The organism is Vallitaleaceae bacterium 9-2, assembly GCA_038396585.1.
Classification (GTDB): domain Bacteria; phylum Bacillota; class Clostridia; order Lachnospirales; family Vallitaleaceae; genus UBA1351.
The window spans coordinates 3,259,473-3,282,539 of the sequence record CP121691.1 but is presented as its reverse complement, the minus strand read 5'-3'; the positions used below and the strand labels follow the sequence as shown (position 1 = coordinate 3,282,539).

Sequence of the window (23,067 nt, the reverse complement as noted above, 5' to 3'; positions counted from 1 at the left end):
GGAGGATTCTATGAATATGGAAACAAGAGAACGTGAACATGAACAGCGACGGCTTAATTATGTTCATCAGCAAATTCAACAAGAGATACAGGCAACTGAGGATAAAGTAATTGAGCAAAAAGAATCCTTAAAAGAGATTAACAAAAATATGCTGTCAGAGTTTAAGTTTGAGACGGAATCTACAGTGGACCTTGAAGGTGCGGCAGTCTTGCATCAGTACCAAACCATGGGACAAAATATTGAAAATGCCATGGAGTATCAGATGCAACGACGCCGACAACTGGATAATCTCCAAAAGTCAGCATATTTTGCAAAGATTAATTTTATAGAAGAAGGCTTAGATGAAGAAGAGATCTACATTGGTTCTGCATCCTTAGTGGACAAGAATAAATACGAATTCTTGATCTACGACTGGCGTGCGCCTATATGTAGTCTTTTTTATGATTATGAAGAAGGCAAGGTTTCTTATCAAGCGCCTTCAGGAATTATTCACGGGGAAATTTTAAACAAGCGACACTTTAAAATTGAGTACGATACAATTAAATATATGTTTGATTCAAGTATTAATATTATGGACGATATGCTAAAAGAAGCGTTAGCAAAAAGTACAGATGATAAGATGAAAACAATCATCACGACGATTCAAAAAGAGCAAAACGCCGTTATTCGTGATGAGAGCTCTGACGCCTTAGTCGTAAGTGGGGCAGCAGGAAGTGGTAAAACATCCATCGCTCTGCACCGAATTGCGTATCTTTTATATAAAAATCGTGAGAAAATAATGGCTTCAGATATACTTATTTTTACGCCGAATGATATCTTTAGCGATTATATCTCTCATGTACTTCCCGAGCTAGGCGAAGCCAATGCAGAGACGATTACCTTTAGTGACTATATCCAAGACAATCTAGGGCGAACAGATCACACAACAGAACATTTACAGATTGAAGGGGAATATGAACAACCGATATTAGTGTCTAGATGGCATTCGATTGAATCGTATTATGCCCAGATGGAATATCTGCTCACCCCAGGAATAGATCATGATACAGACCGACGCATTCAAGAACTTAAGATAAAATCATCGGTGGAGTTTATTCAAGCACTTAACACATTCATTGATAAAATTGAAGCTCAAGATGACTTTTTTAAAGACATCTTCTATGAAAAGCAAGTCATCTTGTCGGCGGATGAGATTCGCCAAGCGTATAATGATTGTGCAGGTGTGATAAAATGTTCATCGAGATTATTGCAAGTTAGAAATCGACTGATGTCTAAAGTTCAAGCTGTTCGTCAAGCTGTTGCGTATCGATATGAACAAGAGTTGATTAATGCGGATACATATTACACTAAGCGTGAGATTAAGAAGAAAAAAATAGCCTATCTTAAAAAACAGTTTAAACCCATTACCCGTCAAATCCGAAAAATGACTTCATTGGACTTATTAGACTTGTATAATAGCTTTTTAACTGAACAAAATATGGCGCAAGTGGGAACAGATTTGTACTTTGAAGATGCATTGGCTATTTTATATATGAAGGGGCGGTTGGACCGCATCAAGGAAGTACATAAAGTTAAATATGTATTCATAGATGAAGCCCAAGATTACACATTATTACATTATCAAATTATTAAGCTTATCTATGGGCATGCAAAGTATACACTTTTAGGAGACCCAAATCAAAGCATTCATCCCTACATGTCATCAAATGTCAGTGGTGATATTGAAGATTTTCTCGGAAAAGAGCCCAAGCATATTCGTTTGGAAAAAACGTATCGTTCCACACAGCAAATCAGTGCTTTTTGCCATAAAATTTTAGGAAAACCTGTGGCGGAAAATGCTTTACGTGATGGAAAAGAGCCTATGGTGGCCTCAGTGGAATCAGAGGCGAAGCTTCGCCAGCTCCTCCTAGAGAAAATTCAAGAAAATAAAGCGGACGGCTATCGCTCTGTTGCGATTATAGGTAAGACAAAAGAACACGCACGTCAGATTCATGAACTTCTAGGTTCGCATGATACCATAGGACTTTTGGATAATGAAGAGCAACTGTATAAAAAAGGGACTATTGTAATTCCTAGTTACTTAGCAAAGGGATTAGAGTTTGACTGTGTATATGTGGTAACAGATCAACTATACCACTATCAACAAGAACGTGAAAAGCAATTGTATTATACTGTATGTACACGGGCATTGCATGAATTATCAGTGATTAGTGTAAGAAAGTGATTAGTTACAGAAAATTATTTAAAAAATATGTAAATTAGAGTATAATTAGAATATAAGGAAGGAATATTATGGCAAAATTATTTTTTAAATACGGAACGGTTTTTTCAGCAAAATCGTTAAATTTAATTGCAACAGCACATAATTATGAGACGCAGGGGAAAAAAGTCTTACTTATGATTCCAGGCATGGACACACGAAGTGACGGATATATCTCAACCCGTGCCGGTTTTAAAATGGAAGCAGAGATTATTCAAGATTCTACCAATGTCCTTGATGTTTTTCATGAACATATTAAGCAACATGAAAAGATTGACTGTGTCTTGGTCGATGAAGTTCAAATGATGACAAAAGAGCATGTTAATCAGCTTCGCGAGATTACACTAACCTATAATACGCCGGTAATTTGTTATGGATTGCGCGTAAGCTATACGCTAGAACTTTTTGAAGCATCTAAACAATTATTAGCCTTAGCAGATAAGCTAGAAGAGATTAAGACCGTGTGCTGGTATTGTAACAGTAAGGCAACACATAATTTAAAGCTTGTCGATGGCACTCCGGTTTATGAGGGGAATCCGATTGATATTGGCGGACTGGAAAAATACGTTCCGGTGTGTTATAAACATTATGCCCATCCTTTAAACTAACTGCATTCGCATCATTAAGGAGGAATGACCTATGATTAAAAACTATGTCATTGATACCAATGTAATGATTCATGATCCTAATTTTTTGCACAGCTTTGAAGATAATAATATTATCATTCCGATTCTGGCGATTGAAGAATTGGACAATCTAAAGACGCGAGAAGGATCCGTAGGCTTCTCGGCACGCAAAGTTGCCAAAGAATTACAGGTTTTGATGCAACAAGGTGATATTCAAAAAGGAATTCCTTTAGATACAGGAGGGACATTACGCGTTGAATTAAACCACTTGGATACAACCATTTTTCCTAATGGTATTGATACAACCAAAAATGATACCAAAATTATTGCAGTGACAAAAAATCTTGAGATGGTCGAAAGTATACCGACAATTTTGGTGACAAAAGACCTCTATATGAGTATTAAAGCCAAAAGCTTAGGTGTAGAAGTTCAAGACTATCAAAATGATAAAATCATGACCGATGAAATCTATAAGGGATATCTCGACTATGCGATGACATCTCAAGAAATCGATCAGATTTATGCTGAAGGCCTTGCGCTGCCGGAAGAATTACAAGGCAAAGTTTATCCGAATGCATTTTTAGATATAAAAAGCACTACCAAATCAGGACATGAAGTGCTTACGCGTTTTGATGGAGAAAAACTTGTGCCCTTAAAATATACCAATGAAAAGGCCTGGGGATTAACACCGCTCAATAGAGAACAGAAAATGGCTTTTGAATTATTAATGGACCCAGATATTCACTTTGTAAGTATTGTCGGTGGTGCAGGTTCAGGAAAGACCATTTTGGCAACGGCGATTGCTCTCCAAAATGTCATCGAAAATAATCAATATCGCAAGATTGTATTTGTAAGACCCGTTGTTGCGGCGGGAAGTGATATCGGATACCTTCCGGGAGATGAGCGGGAAAAACTCCGACCGTGGATGGGAAGTTTTTATGATGCTATAGAAAATCTCACCGATATCAAAGAAACAACGAAAGACGGGGTATCAATGGAACGTAGCTTTGCCGTTGAATCCTTTATTGAACAATATCGTCAACGAGGTATCATCGAGACGAAAACATTTACCTATATGCGGGGAAGAACATTTACCAATGCACTAGTCATCGTTGATGAAGCCCAAGAGATTACACCTCATGTAGCCAAACTCATGTTGACCCGTGCCGGAAAAGAATCCAAATTCGTCTTTTTAGGCGACCCTTCAGATAATCAGATAGACAATCACTATGTTGACTCAAAATCCAATGGCTTAATATACACTGTGGAAAAAATGAAACCATATGATATCACAGGTCATGTAACACTTAAGCGCGTGGAACGTAGTCCACTCGCCAAAGTGGCAGAACAAGGCATGTAGATGCGTTGCTAAAAGAAATGAGGGAAAAACATGGATGAAAAGTATATTCGAGAAAAGTTTATCCGTATTAATGACGGACGACATCAACGTCAGAGCCTAATAGAAAAGAAGCAATTATTAGAAAAGCAGCAGATGGTTTTAGATGCGAAGGAAGAATTACTCTACACAAGCCTTCTTGAGGAAAAAAGAGATGTCGCAGAGCTTGAAGATATGACGTTTTCTTCCATAGTTAATGAGCTACTTGAAAAAAAAGTAGAAAAACTGGCACAAGAACAAGAGGACTTATACGTTGCAACGCTTCAATATGAAAAGCTAAAAGATGAGCAACAGCGTATTGCCAATGCCATCTTAGAAATTGATAAAAAACTATGTGCGTATGTATCGATTGAACAAGACTATGAAGAGCTTTTGAATGAAATTGTCCTGACAACAGATGAGGACACGTCGCTAAAAGTTCAACAACTGCGACAAATGTTTAATCAGGCGTATCAGTATGAAAAAGAAAAGCGAGCTATGCGAGAAGTTGTCAGTGAAGGAGAATGGCTTATTACAGAAGTTAATGTGGCCAAAGAAAATCTTCAAAATGCCCGAACGTATTGGGAAAAAGTTAAGGAGGGGCACCGTTTAAGTGTCATCCAAGAATACAACCACATTGATGAGGCACAGCATATGGTCAATAAAGTTCAATGGGGACTTCGAAAATTTCACAATGCACTTAATCGTATAAAACTTTATAATGACGAAGAAGTCAAACACTTTTTAGCGATGCCGGATGAATGGATTCGAAAAGCATTTAGCGAGAGTACTTTTAACGATGGAATCGAAAGTTTTATGTCTTCATTAAGTTTGTTGGTCGTTGAGATTCTAGAGATTAATGAAGTGCTTCGCCAAGAGATTAATCAAGAAGATGAAAAAATCGAAGGCATTCAAAGACGTATTGAAAGAATTTTAAGTGAGACTTAAACGGTTGTTGAATTATTAACAGTTTTCATGTATAATTCTTCTCAGATAAAGCTTAGTTTGACAGCTGAGTTAGGTAAGGTAACTAGGCAGTTTTTAAATAAATGAAATAAACCATAAAACGGAGGTAGTTCAATGTTAGTATCAGCAGCAGAAATGCTCAAAAAAGCAAAAGCAGGAAAGTATGCAGTAGGACAATTTAATATCAATAACCTTGAGTGGACAAAAGCAGTTTTAGAGACAGCACAAGAAAATAATTCACCCGTTATCCTTGGCGTATCTGAAGGAGCAGGTAAATATATGGGTGGCTATGCAACCGTTGTAGGAATGGTTAATGGGATGATGAAAGAATTAAACATTACAGTTCCTGTTGCTCTTCACTTAGACCATGGTAGTTATGATCATGCATTTAAAGTTATCGAAGCTGGATTCTCATCAGTAATGTTTGATGGTTCTCACTATGACATCGAAGAAAACATCGAAAAAACAAAAGAAATCGTTAAAATTGCTCATGAAAAAGGTATCTCTGTTGAAGCAGAAGTTGGTTCAATCGGAGGAGAAGAAGACGGTGTTGTCGGATCAGGAGAGATTGCAGATCCTAATGAATGTAAGCGTATTGCTGACTTAGGTATCGACTTCTTGGCAGCAGGTATTGGTAATATCCATGGTAAGTACCCTGAAAACTGGCAAGGACTTAGCTTTGATACCCTTGATGAAATTCAAAAATTAACAGGCGACATGCCACTTGTTCTTCATGGCGGAACAGGTATTCCTACAGAGATGGTTCAAGAAGCTATCGGTCTTGGAGTATCTAAGATTAATGTAAACACAGAATGCCAATTAACATTTACAGCAGCTACACGTAAATATTTTGAAGAAGATAAAGACCTTGTAGGTAAAGGTTTTGACCCTCGTAAAGTATTAGCTCCTGGTTTCCAAGCAATTAAAGATACAGTAAAAGAAAAAATGGAAATGTTCGGATCAATCAACAAAGCATAATCAACTGCGTGTCTTATATCGGGATATGACCAAATGGTCATATCCCGTTTTGATTTTTATCGTTAAACAAAGACGTTCATGCATTGACCCATCCGCAAGGGGAGTATGGCATGATTGGTTTTGTGTTGGTAAGAGTAGGAGGAATACATGGAACTTAATGTAGTTTTAGAACAACTGCAGCAAGAGACCCTCATTAAAGCGGTCTTTAGCGAACCAAGAAAAAAAACATATGCATATAAAAAAACATTGCTTTGGCGTATAGAAGAAGAAGGAACGTATTATCAATTTGAAGCATTTACAGAGGAACAGGCATTTCACACGAATGTCCAGTCAGACCAGTTGCTTGAGCACATGCTAGAGACGGCAAGTCATTACAAACAGATTCAACTGGTGACTTCTAGCCATCAATGGTCGCTGCGAATTTCTAAAAAAGGAAAAGTTCATGTATCAAAGCAAGCGACAAAGCAAGCGGTTCAAGCAAGGCAACACAATGTGAAAAAAGCATATATCATAAATGAAGGAGAACCTGTTGATTTTTTGATTCACTTGGGTATCATGGACAAAAACGGTCAGGTAAAAAAGAAGTGGTATGATAAGTTTAGACAAATCAACCGTTATTTGGAGTTTATTGAAGACAGCCTTAAAGAGATAGAGAACGATCAACCAACAATTATTGACTTTGGCTGTGGAAAATCTTATCTGACATTTGCACTATACTATTACCTTGTTAAGATGAAGAAAATGCAGGTGACGATTATCGGTCTGGATTTAAAAGAAACCGTTATAAAAAATCTGAATAAGCTTAAGGATGAGCTTGGCTATGAACAATTAGAGTTTCGCGTAGGCGACATCGCAATGTTTGAATATGACGCACCGATTGATATGGTCATTAGTTTGCATGCATGTAATTTAGCAACAGACTATGCGTTAGAAAAAGCTGTCAAATGGAATGCCAAAGTCATCATGGCAGTACCTTGTTGTCATAAAGAGATTTATCGTCAGATGGAGATTGCTCCAATGCAGGGTATCCTTCAGTATGGACTCTTAAAGGAACGAATGGCTGCACTAATGACAGATGGTCTCCGAGGCGAGATATTAAAAAGTTATGGTTATGACGTTCAAATTATGGAATTTATTGATATGGAACATACCCCCAAAAATATTATGATTCGTGGATATAAGCGCAATAAAAAAAGTAAGCTAAGTAAATCCTATCACGACATTTGCCGTGAATACCATTTACAGCCTACTCTCGAACGTTTATTATGGGATGAGTAATTTTATAAGCGGTGCATTGACCAAGCACCCATACCACCAGAGACATTGATAACATTATCATAACCATTTTGCTTTAAGAAGCGTGCAGCGGAACTGCTTCGCGCTCCTGATTGACAGATGACAACGATTTCTTTGTCTTTGGGAATTTCATTTATACGATTAGGGACTTGATCCACAGGAATATTTTTGAATCCTTGTATGTGATTGGATTTAAATTCCATAGGAGTACGTACATCCAAGTATACAATTCCCTTTTCTTTTCGCTGCATTTTTTCTTTTAATTCAACAACATTAATATTTGTAGTTCCCCGACCTAATAAGCTTCCAAATAATGACATAATTCAACCTCCATACGATAATTTACTGTAAAACTATTATATCATATTATCGTAATATATAAAAGTAGCAACTTGATTTTTTTTCAAAAAACAAGTATGATATAGAATGGTCTTATACAAATTTGTGAATAGAAAAGGAAACATATATGAGTATATTAACGGTAGAACATGTTAATCATGATTTTGGTGGAAGAACAATTCTTGAAGATGCCTCTTTTCGTTTGTTAAAAGGCGAACATGTTGGTCTTGTCGGGGCTAATGGAGAAGGGAAATCCACATTTTTAAATATTATCACAGGCAAATTAATGCCGGATTCAGGTAAAATTGAATGGTGTAACCGAATAACCACAGGATACCTTGATCAACATACGGTGTTAGAAAAAGGACAGTCGATTCGAGATGTCTTACGAAGTGCGTTTGCGTACATGTATGGACTTGAAGAAGAGATGTTAAAATTATATGAAAAAATGGGTGAAGTTGATGAAAAAGAGCTTCAATCCATTATGGATGACGTCAGCGATATACAGCATACCTTAGAGCATCATGGATTCTATATGATTGATGCTAAAGTTGAAGAGATTGCTAATGGACTAGGCTTAGGCGATATTGGTCTTGACAAAGACGTATCTGAACTGAGTGGAGGACAAAGAACGAAAGTTCTATTGGCTAAACTTCTTCTTGAAAGTCCGATGATTCTTATCCTTGATGAGCCGACGAACTATCTTGATTATGAACATATCCTTTGGCTAAAAAAATTCCTTGTTGAATATGAAAATGCATTTATTCTAGTTTCCCATGATACGACCTTCTTAAATGAAGTCGTTAATGTTATCTATCATATTGAAGCCTCCGTGCTTACACGTTATAAAGGGGATTATGATAATTTTGTACGTATGAATGATCTGAAAAAACGTCAGCAAGAGCAAGCTTATGAAAAACAACAAAAAGAAATCGATAAACTTGAGACGTTTATTGCCAAGAATAAGGCGCGGGTTGCGACAACCAATATGGCAAAGAGTCGCCAGAAACAATTAGATAAGATGGAATTGGTTGAAAAAGTACAAGAAAAGGTCAAACCAAACTTTAAGTTTAATGAGGCTAGAGCTTCGGCAAGATTTGTTGTGGAGACAGAAGATTTAGTGATTGGTTATGATGAGCCACTAACAAAACCCTTAAATCTTGTGCTTGAGCGCGGACAAAAAGTAGCTCTTAAAGGGGTGAATGGCTTAGGAAAGTCAACCTTGTTAAAAACACTCTTAGGAATTATTGAACCGGTTAGTGGGAAGGTCCACTTAGGGGATTATCTTGAACCGGGATACTTTGAGCAGGAAAGTTCAAAAGATAATAAAAATACAGCCATTGAAGAGATTTGGGGACAATACCCTGCGATGACCAATCGTGAAGTCCGTGCAGCACTTGCACGAGCAGGACTGACCAATGAGCATATTACCAGCTTAATGATGGTGTTAAGTGGAGGAGAAGCGGCAAAGGTAAGGTTGACAAAGATTATGCTTAGAGAGGTAAACTGGCTTGTGCTTGATGAGCCAACCAATCATTTGGATATTGATGCCAAAGAGGAACTTCAACGGGCGTTAAAAGAATTTAAAGGAACCATTCTTCTCGTAAGTCATGATCCGGAGTTTTATGAACCGTTTATTACACATGAGTGGTCAGCAGAAGACTGGACCCTTAAGATTGTATAGAGGATGTGAACGGATATGAAAAAGAAAAGTAGTATAGTCGTTATGGTCATGTTCATAGTACTTTTGGTTACAGGCTGCCAAAAAGGACCGGATATGAGCCAGTCAATTTCCGATAGTCAAATTGTTCTTGGAACCGTTATTTCTATTCAGGTTTTTGGAACAAAAGATACATCAATCATTCAAGAAAGCTTTGATATCATCAAAGAAATTGAAGCAAAGATGTCCTTAAACATAGAAGATAGTGAAGTGGTTGCTATTAATACGGCAGCAGGACAAGCTCCGGTTAAGGTGAGTGAGGATACCTTTTATGTTATACAAAAATCAATGGAATATAGCCAATTATCTGAAGGTAAGTTTGATATAACTATGGAACCGGTCATTAGCCTGTGGGGCATTGGAACAGATGAAGCCAATATACCCGAGGCATCTGCTTTAGAAGAGGCTTTAGCATATGTAGACTATAAAAAGGTCCAACTTGATGAAGCGGGGCAGACGGTATACTTAGAAGAAGGAATGTCGATTGACTTAGGTGCGATTGCTAAAGGATATGCAGCAGACCTTGTTGCTAATTATTTAAAAGAGCAAGGGATAACAAAAGCAATCATCAATCTCGGTGGCAACGTGATGCTTGTGGGACAAAAGGATGAAAATACATTGTTTAAAGTGGGATTGCAAGATCCATACGATGTGCGAAATAAGTACTTTGGTATTATTGAAGAAGCGGATAATACAATTGTTACCTCAGGCGTCTATGAGAGAAATTTTGAGCAAGATGGAGTGTTGTATCATCATATCTTAAGCCCAGAGGATGGCTATCCTGTACGTAACAATATAGGAGCGGTTTCTGTGGTAGCCAAGACATCGATTGATGCGGATGCATTATCGACCGTGTTTTTTGCATTAGGCAAAGAAAAAGGCCTCGAACTTGTCGAGACCTTAGAGGATGTAGAGTGTATTTTCATTATGGATAATTATGAAGTCTATACATCCAGTGGCATTAATAGCGATACACTAACGATTACAAATTCGGACTATTCTTTGTCCAAATGAATATCCATTTGAGGATATGGAATACCGATGCCGGCATCATTAAATGCCTTCATTACAGATTCTTGTAAGTCAAAGTGTACGGTCCAATAATCTGCTTTGTTCGTCCATACTCGAACGACGAAGATAACAGCGCTGTCACCATGTTCTGCTAAGCGAACAAATGGCTCAGGATCTCTTAATACGGCATCATGAGCGTCAATGACACGAGACAATATAGCTTTTACGCTATCAATATCTGCATCATAGGACACGCCAAAGGTTAAATCCACGCGGCGTGTTTCTTTTATGCTAAAATTAATCACATCCGTATTGGAAAGTGCTCCATTAGGAATATTGATGACTTTATTGTCAGGTGTTACCAAAAGCGTATTGAAGATGTGAATAGCTTCTACTGTACCGGAATGTCCAGCAGCAGTAATGAAGTCTCCAACTTGAAACGGACGTAAAATAAGGATAATTACACCACCGGCAAGGTTGGTTAACGTGCCTTGAAGAGCAAGACCAATTGCTAAACCAGCAGCACCGATAAGGGCAACTAGTGAAGCAATCGCTTGACTAGACAGTACATTAAGAGCGATAACAACAACCAAAATCTTTAATGCGATAGATATAGTAGAAATTAAAAAAGGTTTTACCGTTGCATCCATCTTCATCCGATCCAAGATATGTGGTAACAAGGCACGAATTCGACCAATAATGATCCAGCCTATAATAAGAATGATTAAAGCGCCGAGAAGTTTTGGTGAATATTCCGCCGCCATTTCTTGTAATTTTTCAATATAGATATCCATATAAAATCTCCTATTTCGCTAGTTTTTTCGCAACTTCAAGTGCTTTGTCATAGTCTGGATGCGTAGAAACTTCACTAACATATTCAACGTATTCGACAGTCCCTGTCGGGTTAACGATGACAATACCACGTGTAAGTAGACGGTGTTCTTCGATGACAAAGCCGTATTTCATCCCAAAATCCAATGCTTTATGGTCAGATAACACTTTAATATTGTCAATACCTTCTGCAGCACAAAAACGTCCTAATGCAAATGGTAAGTCTACGCTGATAGAATAGATGGCTGTGTCTTTTAATGCGGAAGCTTCTTCATTGAATCGGCGAGCTTGATTTGCACATATCGATGTATCTATTGAAGGAGCCACGCTAATGATAACGGTTTTGCCTTTGACGTCAGATAGAGTGACGGGGTTTAAGTCTGAGTCTAATACAGTAAAATCAGGTGCAACCATTCCAACAGTTGCCTCTTGTCCAAGTAATGTAATGGGATTGCCACCCATTGTTATTTTATTTTTCATAAGTTACCTCCTTGTTATGTTTAGTTTGGTACCCTCATTATATAACACAATGAAGGGAAAAAGCAATCCATTGAATTGCTTGTCACTTTACAATAAAAAATTAATATGCTAATATTCTAATTTGAAACACTAGATTGACTATGAGGAGGCGCTTGATGAAAAAAGTAAGTTCAGGTGTACTAAAAAGATTTATTGCGTATTATAAACCACATAAAAAATTATTTTTGCTAGATATGTTTTGTGCGTTTTTAATTGCGGGCATTGATTTGATATTTCCTATGCTGACACGAAAGGCTTTGCAAGATTATTTGCCGGATATGGCTCAAGCCAACAGTGACTTTAGATTTTATTTGATTTTTGTTGGGGCATTGATCTTGCTGTACGTCGTTCGTACAGTATTTCAGTATATTGTTGATTTTTATGGACATATTCTTGGCGTTCGCATGGAATATGATATGCGAAAAGAATTGTTTGCACATTTACAAAAGCTGTCCTTTAAGTTTTATGATAAAACAAGAACAGGGCACATTATGTCAAGGATGATTAATGACTTGAATGAAATGACAGAGCTTGCACACCATGGACCGGAAGATTTGTTTATATCCATAATTATGCTTGTCGGTTCTTTCTTCGCATTAATTATTATTGAATGGCGATTGGCATTGTCAGTCTATATTTTTATACCGATTCTCATTGTATTTGCCATCAAACGACGAACCAAGATGAGTCGAAGCTTTAAAGCCGTCAAGGAAAAAATAGCCGGAGTTAATGCTAATCTTGAAAGTAGCTTATCAGGCATTCGAGTGGCGCAGTCATTTACGAATGAAGATTACGAAATAGATAAATTTGATGAGGGTAACTTGACATTTAGAGGGGCTAAGGACTATGCCTATAAAAACATGGCTATCTTTTTAAGTGGTATGGGATTTTTGACCAACATCCTTAATGTGGTTGTCCTTGGTGTCGGTGGATATTTTATTTATATTGGTGATATGGATTATGCTGATTTAATTGCATTTACCCTATATGTCAATTCGTTTTTGCAGCCGGTTCGGCGATTGACGCAGTTTGTACAGCAGTTTGAATCGGGGATGACCGGATTTGAGCGTTTTATCGAGATACTTGACGAAGAACCAGAGATTGCCGATCGTCCAGGAGCTATCGACTTGGAAGATGTCACAGGTCATATTGAATTTAAGGATGTAAGTTTTTCTTATAATAATCATGAAAAAATACTTCAAAATATAGACTTGACCATTGAAGCAGGTAAGACATTTGCACTTGTAGGTCCCTCCGGTGGAGGTAAGACGACACTTTGTCATTTGATACCAAGATTTTATGAAATTGATAAAGGAGCGTTATTACTCGACCACAAAGATATAAGAGATATAAAGATGGCAAGCCTTCGAGGACATATCGGATTAGTCTCTCAAGATGTCTTTTTATTTGCAGGAACCATCCGTGAGAATATTTTATATGGGCGGATAACGGCGACCGAGGATGAAATGATTGAAGCGGCAAAAAATGCCAAAATTCATGATTTTATTATGAACTTACCTAAAGGGTATGATACAAATATAGGAGAGCGAGGCATACGACTGTCGGGAGGACAAAAGCAACGTATCAGCATTGCCAGAGTTTTCTTGAAAAATCCTAAAATCCTTATCTTAGATGAAGCAACGTCCGCCTTAGATAATACAACGGAACAGATGATTCAAGAAGCTTTAGACAAATTGTCTAAGGGAAGAACAACCATTGTTATTGCACATAGGTTATCAACGATACAAAATGCAGATCAGATTGTGGTAATAACTGAAGATGGGATTGTCGAAAAAGGCACCCATAGCGAACTAATAGACAATAAAAAACTATATGCTAAATTGTATCAAGCCCAGTTTAAAGGCTATCTACCTGATAGCATATAGTTTTATAGCCACTTTGTTTATTGGCGTAAGGTCGAGAGAAATTCTAGACGCTCCATGGCTTCGAGTAATTCAAGCTCTGTGGCGTCTTTTTCTTGCATTGCTTCTTCAAGCAAGCTGTAGTTGGATTGATTTTCTTGGATGGTTTGTTCAAGAGTGTCCAACTTTTTTTCTAGTGCATGGATGTGTTCATCTAGCCCTTCAAACTCACGTTTTTCATTATAGGTTAACTTTCGAGGTTGTGTATCTTCTTGGTTAGGTGCAGCTTTTGGGACTGTAGGTGAAGAAGAAGATACAGCATTGGAGTTATTTGATGGTGCTGTTTTTTCGGATGTGTTTTGTAGTGTATTTAAGCCGGTGAGGGTGGCATATCCATGTTGTTCAAGAATCTCACTATAGTTTCCGGTTAATACATTGATGTCCAAAGAATTTGCTTGCATGATAAACAGGCGCCTACATACGCGGTCAAGAAAATACCGATCATGTGAGACAACAATAACAATACCAATAAAGTCATCCAAGTAATCTTCAAGCGCTTTTAATGTATCAATGTCTAGGTCATTGGTTGGTTCATCAAGGATTAATACATTAGGCGATTCCATAAGCACTTTGAGTAAAAATAGACGCCGTTTTTCTCCACCGGATAATTTTTCAATGGGAGCATAGTGTGTGGATTTATCAAATAAAAAGCGTTCAAGCATGACTGTTGCAGTGATGCGTTCTCCGGATTGGGTAACAACATATTCGGCTGTATCACGTATATACTCAATTAATGTCATGGAGATATTTGGCTCAGGAAAATGCTGACTGTAATATCCAATCTTTATGGTAGGGCCAATGCTGATACTACCTTCTAGTGGTTTTAGCTGACCGGTGATAAGGTTTAATAAGGTCGTCTTACCGGTACCGTTGGGACCGATGATACCTACGCGGTCATTGGCTTGAAAAAGCACAGAGAAGTCTTTGAATAAAAGTGTATCATCAAATCCCATGCTGACATGTTCAAGTTCGATTGTTTTCTTTCCCATGCGGCTATATCCGGTGAGAAGTTCAACCTCAGCAGTATCCATTGCAAAGGATTGGTCTTGAATTTCATGAAAACGGTCAATTCTGGCTTTTTGTTTGGTTGAACGGGCTCTAGCACCTGTGCGCATCCATGCGAGTTCTTTGCGATAGAGATTTTTACGCTTTTGTTCTAATGTGCTAGCCAACTCTAGACGTTCAGCTTTTTTTTCGACAAAAACAGAATAATTTCCTTGATAACTATATATTTGTCCATGGTCAAGTTCAACAATCCGGTTGGTCACGCGATCAAGAAAATAACGATCATGAGTTACCAAAAGGATTGACTTGGAATAATTCTTGAGATAATCTTCTAGCCATAAGATGGTTGTATCATCAAGATGGTTGGTGGGTTCGTCAAGAATCAGTAAGTCAGAGGGACGTAAAATAGCGGCAGCTAAAGCTACACGTTTTTTTTGCCCGCCAGACAATTGGTTGACAGGCGTATTGATATTAGGAATATCAAGCTTTGTTATAACGGTTTTAATTTGACTTTCCAAGTCCCAACCATCTAAACGGTCAATGGATTCTTGGAGATGAATAAGTTTTTCGGCTAAGCTAGGGTTTTCAGGATCTATACGTAGTTCCTCTAAGATGGTCTCATATTTTTTGAGGGTTTGTATTACGGGAAGGTCACTGTCAAAGATATAATCAATAATACGTTGATCTTCTGGAAACACAGGATCTTGAGGAAGATAGTTAATCTGATAATTTTTGGGAGTGTTGAGGGTTCCGGCATCAGGAGTGAGTTGACCTGCAATCATTCGAAGTAGTGTTGTCTTCCCGGAACCGTTAACACCAATAAGACCGACTTTATCAGGTCGGTCAATAGTTAGGGTCAAGTTATCAAATAGACAACGCTCCCCAATATTATAGTGCAATGCGTTGATCTGTAACATATGCATCACCTTTCTATGGCATCTGGTCAACGCTTTACTTGGCGCTTAACTAAGACTTATGTGTGTAATAAGGCGTGTCGCAGTATTCGCAACGGTACTCACGTGTCTTATCGTTGACAAGATAAAATGTAATATCATCTATTTTTTCGACGGTGCTAATGCAGCGTGGATTTTTACATTGTAACATACCGTGGACCTTTTTTGGCAAAGAAAGTTTGACTTTTTCATGAACCTCTTCATTTTCTATAATCACAACGGTGATATTAGGGTCAAGGAGTCCAAGCATGTCAAAGTCAAGGTCAACGACATTATCAATCTTGATGAGGTCTTTTTTGCCCAGTTTTTTTGAAGGGACATTGCGTATAAGTGCAGTAGTATAGTCGACCTGATCAAGTTTGAGGTCCGTAAAAATTTGATAGCCGAGTCCTGCACGGATATGGTCAATAACGATTCCTTTTTTTATGGATTCAACTTTAAGCATGATGATCTCCTTTCAAAAGTTTAAGGATGAGGGCCATACGTATATACATGCCATACCCTGCCTGGGTAAAGTATACTGCACGAGGATCTTCGTCAACACTTGGATGAATCTCATCAACCCGTGGCAGCGGATGCATGATAATCATATCTTTTTTGGATGTAAGAAGTTTATCTTTGGTCAAAACAAAATAACTTTTTAAACGCAGATACTCTTCTTCATTAAAGAAACGTTCGCGCTGGATACGGGTCATATAAAGGATATCAAGCTGATCAATAACATCTTCTAGATTATCCACTTCGATAATTTGATGAGGTTTAAGGGAATCTTTGATATGTGAAGGCATGGCAAGTTCCGGTGGTGAAATAAACACAAAAGTGATATTGTCGTAGCGTGCCATGGCTTTTACGAGAGAATGGACAGTACGCCCAAACTTAAGATCGCCACAAAAACCGATAACTTTATTTGCAATAGATCCTTTAAGGGAACGAATGGTAAGTAAATCCGTTAACGTTTGGGTCGGGTGTTGATGTCCACCGTCACCAGCGTTGATAATAGGAATAGGAGAACGCTTTGAGGCAAGTTTTGGGGCACCCTCTTTAGGATGGCGCATGACGGCAATATCCGCATAGCAAGCAACAGTACGGATGGTGTCGGCAACAGATTCACCTTTGGATACAGACGAAGAATTAGGCTCGGAGAAACCGATGACTTGACCGCCAAGACGAAGCATGGCTGCTTCGAAGCTAAAGCGTGTTCGCGTGGAAGGTTCATAGAATAATGAGGCTAGTAGATAGCCATTGAGTTCACTAAGGTAGTTCTTGGGATTAGCCTCTATTTTTAGTGCAAGGTCAAATAAGACCTCCAGCTCATCAAGAGTTAAATCCGTAGGTTCAATAAGGTGTTTTCCTTTAATCATATTAATCTCCTTTGTTAGCCTCACAGGACTACATTTAAAAGTATAAGATATTTTCTTAAAATATTTATGGATAGAATATCACTTTGAGAGGCGTAAGTCAAGAAAATATCTTCATTGACATATGAAAAATAAGTGATAAAATCTATGACATGATATAGTTTGAATAGATAAAAAATAGATAGAGAAAAAAGGGTTTGGAGAGCGATGGAAAAAATTCAAGGTAAAAAAATAAAAAAATATATGTTGTCAATACTGCGTTTACTTATTATTGCAGTGGCAATGAACTGTTTATTAGAAGTTCTTAACGGAAGGTCATTTGGTGAACTGGCGCAATTTGCTTCAGAAAAGACACTCTATTTTTGCTTAAATACATTGATAATTATGCTGACATTATCTATTGCAGGGATTTTTAAGGTCCGGTATATGATTGAGTTTTTGGTGATTTTTATTTGGTTGGCCATTGGTATTGCCAACTTTATCATGCTTAATTTTTTTCGTACGGCGCCAATGACAGCCATGGACCTAAAAGTGGTAAAGAATGCAGTGTTATTGTTGCCAAATTATTTTTCGGCCCTTCAAATTGCATGGCTAATTATTGGAATGGCTGGATTAGCTGTGCTGGTGTATAAAATCATGAAGCAGTTGGCGATACATCAAAATTCTGTTCGGCAAAGAAAGCGCAGTGTTATCACGACAATTTTGGTAAGTGCATTTATAGGAAGTGCTACAATTATTCCATTGCAATCTGAAGAAGATAGGGGTAGCGAAGAACCGGTGGACATTCAACAAAGCTATGCCAACTACGGATTTACGTATTGTTTTACGGATAGCTTACTTGGGCAAGGGATTCAAGAACCAGAGGACTATTCTAAAACTATGGTGCAAGAGGCGTGGCAAAAAACGCACCAAGAAAAGAAGGTCAATATAAAACCCAACATTATTATGGTACAGTTAGAATCGGTATTTAATGTGGAGCGTCTAATGAAAAATACGGAAAAAATACAACCAATGCCACGCTACATGGAGCTAATGGATACATATTCTTCTGGTATGCTGGGCGTTCCGGTGCTAGGGGATGGAACCGCGAACACAGAGTTTGAAGTCTTAACAGGGATGAAGCTGGATTTTTTTGGACTGGGAGAATATCCATATAATGCGATTCTAAAAGAAAAACCAGCGGAAAGCTTAGCCTATAATCTGAAAAATCATGGTTATGCAACTTATGCGATGCATAACAATATTGGAGAATTCTATAATCGACATTTAGTCTATGAGCAGTTGGGTTTTGACGCATTTTTATCGCTTGAAGGTATGGAGCAGGTAGAGTTTAATGCACTGGGATGGGCAAAAGACGCGGTATATCTAGACAGTATTCAAAAAAGATTGCACTCGACAACTGCAAGAGACTTTATCTTTGCAGTGTCTGTACAGCCTCACGGAAAATATCCTGAAGAAGACCCGCTAGGTTATTATATGACACAACTAAAAGAAGAGGATCAGTTCATCAATGACTTAGTAACGATGTTAGAACAACATACAGAACCCACTATATTAGTGTTATATGGAGATCACCTGCCACCCCTTGGACTAACAGCAACCCAGTTAGTGGATGAGAATCTCTATGCCACAGAATACGTCATATGGAGTAATTATCCGATGCCAATACAGGATAAGGATCTTGATACTTATGAATTAGCGGCACAAGTACTGCGACAGGCCAATATTACCTATAACATTGGACCTATTGCGGCAACACATCTGCAAAGGATATCGCAAGAAAAACGTGATGAACGTTTACACTTGTTTCAATATGACATGTTGTATGGGGAAGGATATATCTTTGATGCAATTAACCCCTATGTCAACGAAAACTATCAATGGATAAAAACTTCGAATTAAGCATACTAACAATGTAAACCATTATTGACAAACAGTTGCAATAATGCTAATATTATCAAAAGTGATAATATTAGTGTTTTTTGCAACTGTTTTTTAGGAGGAAAAATATATGAAAAAAGCATCACTGGATGCATATAAATTATTGATGCATCCAATACGACTTCGAATTTTACAGACATGTATGCTTTTAAAAGAAGTGACAACATCACAGCTTGCAGGAGAGCTTTCAGATGTATCTCAAGCAACCTTATATAGACATGTTAAAACACTTGAGAGTGCAGGCTTTATACAGGTAGTTAAAGAAAATAAAATTCGTGGAACAGTGGAAAAGGTATATAGTATAAAAGAAGACCACATTAATGATGGAGAAAGCCTTGAGACGATTATACAGATTTTAGATATAGGTTTACTCAATATTATGGGAACATTTCACAATTACATCAAACAAGAAGATGCTGATTTTAAAAAGGATATGTACTTTATGGGGACGTCAACATTGATGCTTTCAGATGACGAGATGGCTCAGTTTACGGAAAAAATTGGAGAGCTGATCAATGAGATGATTAGAAACAAGGCGGATGGTCAACGAAAACCTAGGAGGATAACATTTATTTCATCACCGTGTGAAGAAGAATAGGGGGATATGTATGTTAACGATTACGAATTTTTCAAAAACGTACAAAGGTGGAAAAAAAGCGGTAGATAATTTGTCTTTGACAGTTGAATCAGGTGATATTTTAGGATTTATCGGGCATAATGGTGCTGGAAAAAGTACAACGATTAAATCAGTAGTAGGCATCCTTGATTTTGAAGAAGGGGAAATTAAGATTAACGATATATCCATCAAGGAACAACCCATTAAAGCGAAACAGATGATGGCTTATATTCCGGATAATCCGGATTTATATGAACACCTTACGGGAATCCAGTATCTCAATTTTATTGCAGATATTTTTGGTGTGGATAGTAAGGAACGCACTTTGCGTATTGAAAGTTATGCAGAGGATTTTGAGATTATGAAGGATTTAGGAGATTTGATTGCGTCTTACTCCCACGGTATGAAACAAAAAGTTGCAATTATTGCAGCGTTAATTCATCGACCGAAGCTTCTTATCTTAGATGAGCCCTTTGTTGGTTTGGACCCCAAAGCGGCTATTACCCTAAAAAATGCTATGCGTGAGCTTTGTGCACAAGGAAGTGCAGTGTTTTTTTCTACTCACGTATTAGAAGTAGCAGAAAAACTATGCAATAAGATAGCCATTATCAAATCCGGGCATCTGATGGCAAACGGACCGACCCAGGAACTGATTAAAGACAGCTCCCTGGAAGCCCTCTTTATGGAGGTGGCCAATGAAAAATAAAGTGCTCTTATTATCTAGAACATTACTCATCAATCAACTTAAGTTAAATACATTCCAAAGCAAAGGAGAAATACGCAACAGACGTCGATTTTATCTAATGCTGGCAGTTGGGATTTTCCTGTGTTTAATGTTGATGGTATATGCGTATATGATGGGAATGAGTCTAGCCATGATGGGGATGACAGAGATTATTCCGGCGTATGGCTTGATTATGGCGAGTGCTTTTATCCTGTTTTTTACAATTTTAAAATCTAACGGTACGTTATTTGCATTTAAAGATTATGAGATAATGATGTCTCTTCCGTTAACAACACGTACAATTATTTTTAGCCGATTTTTATTAATGTATGGGCTTAATAGTTTGATGGTCTTACTTGTGATGTTGCCAATGGGGATAGCTTATATTCAGTATAGTTCGGTTACGTTATTGTTTTATCCGATTTGGGTTGTGGGAATGCTCGTTGCTCCTTTGTTTCCAACGACAATCGCAGCCACTATCGGTGCAATTATTGTTTGGATTGCATCAAAGTTTCGCTATTCGAATGCTTTATCCACAGTGCTATCTTTGGTTTTACTTGTAGGAATTCTTGTGTTATCTTTTGTTGGAGGCGGTCTTGACGAATCAGCATGGGCAACACAAAACATGGCGAATCTAGGAGCTACAATAGGCGATATGATCAATAAATCCTATCCATTGGCTCGATATTATACAGAGGCTGTGGTAAATAGTAGTTTGGTTTCTCTTGGAATATTTGTGGGAACCTCTGTTCTTTGGTATGGGGTATTTATCCTAGTGTTAGCTAGACAATATAAGCAGATTAATACAGCATTAATGACACACCAGACACATTCGAATTATCAACTAACACAACTACACAATGCGTCACCCTTAAAAGCGCTCTATAAAAAAGAACTCAAACGTTTTCTATCAAGTACAGTGTATGTGCTGAATGTCGGTGTAGGCGTTATTATGGCAATCGTACTCAGCGTTGCTGCTTTTTTTGTATCAGATGATATGATTATAAGTATGTTTCCGATGGATAATGCATATCAGATGCTAGAGAGCATGTTGCCATTTGTTGTCTGCGGAATGGTTGGAATGAGTTGTACGGCAGCTGTTTCACTATCACTTGAAGGAAAAAACATATGGATTCTCCAATCATTACCAATCCATCCAATGACGATTTTTCAAAGCAAGATGTTAGTTAATCTGTCCATTATTTTGCCTACGGCGTTCATCAGTTCATTACTGTTAAGCATTCGCTTTGCATCGAATTTTATCAGTGCGCTATTTATTATTAGTATTCCACTTATCTACTGCTTGTTTATACCTGTATGGGGAATGTTCATTGACGTTAACATGCATCACTATGATTGGGTTTCGGAGACGGCAATTGTTAAGCAAAGTGCCAATGCTCTCGTCGGACTTCTTGGCTCGGGGCTTATTGGTCTCTCACCCGCTATAGTAATCCTATTTATGAGTACTCTGAATATAGAGGTATTCATGCCTATCGTCGTCGTTATATTTTTGATGTTGACAGGAATTCTCTACAAAAAAATTGCAAAAGCATCACAAAAGCATCTAGTTTAAGCGTGGATTGAGAGTGAAAAAAAGTGTAGTAATTTTGAGTTTCTAAATAAATTTCAAAAAATATCATGAAATAGTATTTGTCTTTTTACTAGTTTAGTGAGATAATAAGGGAGAAGATGAACGTGTATGAATGAACCCTTAGGAGGTTGTTATGGAATTTATTGGAATTATTGGTGCAATGGAAGAAGAGGTGTTAGCACTAAAAAATAAAATGGATGTTCAAGAAGTCCGCTCAATAGCATCTCTGGATTTTGTGATTGGTTTCTTAAATGGAAAAAAAGCGGTGGTTGTTCGTGCTGGAATCGGAAAAGTTAATGCAGCAGTGTGTACACAAATATTAATTGATGTATTTTATGTGGATGCCATTATTAATACAGGAGTGGCAGGCGCGTTACATAATAAATTAGAAATTGGTGACATCGTTATATCAAAAGATGCAATAGAGCATGACTTTGATGCGCGTAACTTTGGATATGAAGTTGGACAGATTCCTCGAATGGATAACAGCGTGTTTTCATCAGACTCCCATTTAGTTAAACTGGCATATGATGCAGGTGAAGCATTAAGTTCAAATGTGAGCATTCACATTGAGCGTATAGTCAGTGGAGACCAGTTTGTTGCCAGCGAAAACAAAAAAGAGTATTTACGTGATAAGTTTGGTGCATACTGTACAGAGATGGAAGGTGCGGCAATTGCACATGTCTGCGCATTGAATAAAGTACCTTGTGTTATTATTCGTGCGATTTCGGACAAGGCAGATTCAAGTGCAGATGTTAACTTTAATGAGTTTGTAAAAGAGGCGGCAGCTAATTCGTGTAAGATGATTGAAGGTATGATGAAGGTGTTATAAATGATTCGCTTTATTTTAAGAACAATACGACGCATTAAAAAATTGGTTTTACGTGTTAAGAAAACACGTAAAATCATAAATAGTGTCATCAAAGTATTGAATCTCTTAGCGTCATTATATTCCATATATACTTTTGCGGAACCTCATATTAAGCAACGCTTAGAAACAACAGAAACTACATAAGAGTAAGCTATATCGACATCG

Annotated in this window: 21 protein-coding genes; 15 read left to right on the top strand and 6 right to left on the bottom strand. The window is 37.7% G+C overall.

What is annotated here, in order from left to right; translation table 11 throughout:
* Positions 1-10: 10 nt before the first annotated feature.
* The 6 genes from QBE53_14955 (at position 11) to QBE53_14930 (ending at position 7,483) form a co-directional block, all read left to right on the top strand.
* Positions 11-2,224, top strand: coding sequence for a UvrD-helicase domain-containing protein (locus QBE53_14955; GenBank protein WZL81085.1), 2,214 nt, complete (start codon positions 11-13; stop codon positions 2,222-2,224).
* Between the two features lie 68 nt (positions 2,225-2,292).
* A complete protein-coding gene (locus QBE53_14950; GenBank protein ID WZL81084.1) occupies positions 2,293-2,868 on the top strand; it encodes a thymidine kinase in 576 nt (191 codons plus the stop codon).
* A gap of 31 nt (positions 2,869-2,899) precedes the next feature.
* Positions 2,900-4,246, top strand: a complete 1,347-nt coding sequence (locus QBE53_14945) for a PhoH family protein (GenBank protein WZL81083.1) — start codon at positions 2,900-2,902, stop codon at positions 4,244-4,246.
* Positions 4,247-4,276: 30 nt separating this feature from the next.
* Positions 4,277-5,209, top strand: coding sequence for a hypothetical protein (locus tag QBE53_14940; GenBank protein WZL81082.1), 933 nt, complete (start codon positions 4,277-4,279; stop codon positions 5,207-5,209).
* A gap of 132 nt (positions 5,210-5,341) precedes the next feature.
* Positions 5,342-6,205, top strand: coding sequence for a class II fructose-1,6-bisphosphate aldolase (fba, locus tag QBE53_14935; protein ID WZL81081.1), 864 nt, complete (start codon positions 5,342-5,344; stop codon positions 6,203-6,205).
* 147 nt (positions 6,206-6,352) lie between these two features.
* Complete coding sequence (locus QBE53_14930; GenBank protein WZL81080.1) at positions 6,353-7,483, top strand: SAM-dependent methyltransferase; 1,131 nt, start codon at positions 6,353-6,355, stop codon at positions 7,481-7,483.
* Positions 7,484-7,485: 2 nt separating this feature from the next.
* Here the strand turns inward: QBE53_14930 and QBE53_14925 are convergent, their stop codons facing one another.
* Positions 7,486-7,821 carry a rhodanese-like domain-containing protein gene (locus tag QBE53_14925; GenBank protein WZL81079.1) on the bottom strand — a complete coding sequence of 112 codons (336 nt, stop codon included), beginning with the start codon at positions 7,819-7,821 and terminating at the stop codon, positions 7,486-7,488.
* Between the two features lie 146 nt (positions 7,822-7,967).
* Here QBE53_14925 and QBE53_14920 point away from each other — a divergent pair, with 146 nt between their 5' ends.
* Complete coding sequence (locus QBE53_14920) at positions 7,968-9,524, top strand: ABC-F family ATP-binding cassette domain-containing protein (GenBank protein WZL81078.1); 1,557 nt, start codon at positions 7,968-7,970, stop codon at positions 9,522-9,524.
* Positions 9,525-9,539: 15 nt separating this feature from the next.
* Positions 9,540-10,574 carry an FAD:protein FMN transferase gene (locus tag QBE53_14915; protein ID WZL81077.1) on the top strand — a complete coding sequence of 345 codons (1,035 nt, stop codon included), beginning with the start codon at positions 9,540-9,542 and terminating at the stop codon, positions 10,572-10,574.
* Here the strand turns inward: QBE53_14915 and QBE53_14910 are convergent.
* Positions 10,556-11,365: a mechanosensitive ion channel gene (locus tag QBE53_14910; protein WZL81076.1), complete on the bottom strand. Its 810-nt coding sequence runs from the start codon at positions 11,363-11,365 to the stop codon at positions 10,556-10,558. The two genes, QBE53_14915 and QBE53_14910, sit on opposite strands and share 19 nt — an antisense overlap.
* Positions 11,366-11,375: 10 nt before the next feature.
* The gene (gene tpx, locus QBE53_14905; GenBank protein WZL81075.1) at positions 11,376-11,882 is read right to left on the bottom strand and encodes a thiol peroxidase; all 507 of its coding nucleotides are present in this window, start codon (positions 11,880-11,882) and stop codon (positions 11,376-11,378) included.
* A 155-nt stretch (positions 11,883-12,037) separates the two neighbouring features.
* On the opposite strand from tpx, the gene QBE53_14900 reads away from it, so the two are divergent.
* Positions 12,038-13,807 (top strand): ABC transporter ATP-binding protein, encoded by a 1,770-nt coding sequence (locus QBE53_14900; protein ID WZL81074.1) that lies wholly within the window; start codon positions 12,038-12,040, stop codon positions 13,805-13,807.
* A 17-nt stretch (positions 13,808-13,824) separates the two neighbouring features.
* Here the strand turns inward: QBE53_14900 and QBE53_14895 are convergent, their stop codons facing one another.
* The 3 genes from QBE53_14895 to pyrB are packed head-to-tail and all read right to left on the bottom strand — an operon-like array spanning position 13,825 to position 17,162.
* The gene (locus tag QBE53_14895) at positions 13,825-15,765 is read right to left on the bottom strand and encodes an ABC-F family ATP-binding cassette domain-containing protein (protein WZL81073.1); all 1,941 of its coding nucleotides are present in this window, start codon (positions 15,763-15,765) and stop codon (positions 13,825-13,827) included.
* A 49-nt stretch (positions 15,766-15,814) separates the two neighbouring features.
* Complete coding sequence (locus QBE53_14890) at positions 15,815-16,246, bottom strand: aspartate carbamoyltransferase regulatory subunit (protein ID WZL81072.1); 432 nt, start codon at positions 16,244-16,246, stop codon at positions 15,815-15,817.
* A complete protein-coding gene (gene pyrB, locus QBE53_14885; protein ID WZL81071.1) occupies positions 16,239-17,162 on the bottom strand; it encodes an aspartate carbamoyltransferase in 924 nt (307 codons plus the stop codon). Before pyrB ends, QBE53_14890 begins: the two co-directional genes overlap by 8 nt.
* A gap of 204 nt (positions 17,163-17,366) precedes the next feature.
* Between pyrB and QBE53_14880 the strand changes: the two genes are divergently transcribed.
* From QBE53_14880 to QBE53_14855, 6 genes are all read left to right on the top strand, one after another.
* Positions 17,367-19,061, top strand: a complete 1,695-nt coding sequence (locus QBE53_14880) for an LTA synthase family protein (GenBank protein ID WZL81070.1) — start codon at positions 17,367-17,369, stop codon at positions 19,059-19,061.
* A gap of 109 nt (positions 19,062-19,170) precedes the next feature.
* The gene (locus QBE53_14875) at positions 19,171-19,698 is read left to right on the top strand and encodes a helix-turn-helix domain-containing protein (GenBank protein ID WZL81069.1); all 528 of its coding nucleotides are present in this window, start codon (positions 19,171-19,173) and stop codon (positions 19,696-19,698) included.
* Between the two features lie 10 nt (positions 19,699-19,708).
* Entirely contained in the window at positions 19,709-20,422 is a 714-nt protein-coding gene (locus QBE53_14870) for an ABC transporter ATP-binding protein (GenBank protein WZL81068.1), read from the top strand.
* Positions 20,412-22,013 (top strand): hypothetical protein, encoded by a 1,602-nt coding sequence (locus QBE53_14865; GenBank protein WZL81067.1) that lies wholly within the window; start codon positions 20,412-20,414, stop codon positions 22,011-22,013. Before QBE53_14870 ends, QBE53_14865 begins: the two co-directional genes overlap by 11 nt.
* 151 nt (positions 22,014-22,164) lie before the next feature.
* A complete protein-coding gene (locus QBE53_14860) occupies positions 22,165-22,863 on the top strand; it encodes a 5'-methylthioadenosine/adenosylhomocysteine nucleosidase (GenBank protein WZL81066.1) in 699 nt (232 codons plus the stop codon).
* Complete coding sequence (locus QBE53_14855) at positions 22,864-23,046, top strand: hypothetical protein (GenBank protein ID WZL81065.1); 183 nt, start codon at positions 22,864-22,866, stop codon at positions 23,044-23,046. It abuts the gene before it with no gap.
* Positions 23,047-23,067 lie beyond the last annotated feature (21 nt).

Coding starts and splice junctions, on each gene's coding strand:
- QBE53_14945 (WZL81083.1), top strand. CDS start 2,900: ATGATTAAAAACTATGTCATTGATACCAATGTAATGATTCATGATCCT.
- QBE53_14900 (WZL81074.1), top strand. CDS start 12,038: ATGAAAAAAGTAAGTTCAGGTGTACTAAAAAGATTTATTGCGTATTAT.
- QBE53_14910 (WZL81076.1), bottom strand. CDS start 11,365: ATGGATATCTATATTGAAAAATTACAAGAAATGGCGGCGGAATATTCA.
- QBE53_14875 (WZL81069.1), top strand. CDS start 19,171: ATGAAAAAAGCATCACTGGATGCATATAAATTATTGATGCATCCAATA.
- QBE53_14865 (WZL81067.1), top strand. CDS start 20,412: ATGAAAAATAAAGTGCTCTTATTATCTAGAACATTACTCATCAATCAA.
- QBE53_14855 (WZL81065.1), top strand. CDS start 22,864: ATGATTCGCTTTATTTTAAGAACAATACGACGCATTAAAAAATTGGTT.
- pyrB (WZL81071.1), bottom strand. CDS start 17,162: ATGATTAAAGGAAAACACCTTATTGAACCTACGGATTTAACTCTTGAT.
- QBE53_14870 (WZL81068.1), top strand. CDS start 19,709: ATGTTAACGATTACGAATTTTTCAAAAACGTACAAAGGTGGAAAAAAA.
- fba (WZL81081.1), top strand. CDS start 5,342: ATGTTAGTATCAGCAGCAGAAATGCTCAAAAAAGCAAAAGCAGGAAAG.
- tpx (WZL81075.1), bottom strand. CDS start 11,882: ATGAAAAATAAAATAACAATGGGTGGCAATCCCATTACATTACTTGGA.
- QBE53_14915 (WZL81077.1), top strand. CDS start 9,540: ATGAAAAAGAAAAGTAGTATAGTCGTTATGGTCATGTTCATAGTACTT.
- QBE53_14920 (WZL81078.1), top strand. CDS start 7,968: ATGAGTATATTAACGGTAGAACATGTTAATCATGATTTTGGTGGAAGA.
- QBE53_14940 (WZL81082.1), top strand. CDS start 4,277: ATGGATGAAAAGTATATTCGAGAAAAGTTTATCCGTATTAATGACGGA.
- QBE53_14860 (WZL81066.1), top strand. CDS start 22,165: ATGGAATTTATTGGAATTATTGGTGCAATGGAAGAAGAGGTGTTAGCA.
- QBE53_14880 (WZL81070.1), top strand. CDS start 17,367: ATGGAAAAAATTCAAGGTAAAAAAATAAAAAAATATATGTTGTCAATA.
- QBE53_14895 (WZL81073.1), bottom strand. CDS start 15,765: ATGTTACAGATCAACGCATTGCACTATAATATTGGGGAGCGTTGTCTA.
- QBE53_14955 (WZL81085.1), top strand. CDS start 11: ATGAATATGGAAACAAGAGAACGTGAACATGAACAGCGACGGCTTAAT.
- QBE53_14950 (WZL81084.1), top strand. CDS start 2,293: ATGGCAAAATTATTTTTTAAATACGGAACGGTTTTTTCAGCAAAATCG.
- QBE53_14890 (WZL81072.1), bottom strand. CDS start 16,246: ATGCTTAAAGTTGAATCCATAAAAAAAGGAATCGTTATTGACCATATC.
- QBE53_14925 (WZL81079.1), bottom strand. CDS start 7,821: ATGTCATTATTTGGAAGCTTATTAGGTCGGGGAACTACAAATATTAAT.
- QBE53_14930 (WZL81080.1), top strand. CDS start 6,353: ATGGAACTTAATGTAGTTTTAGAACAACTGCAGCAAGAGACCCTCATT.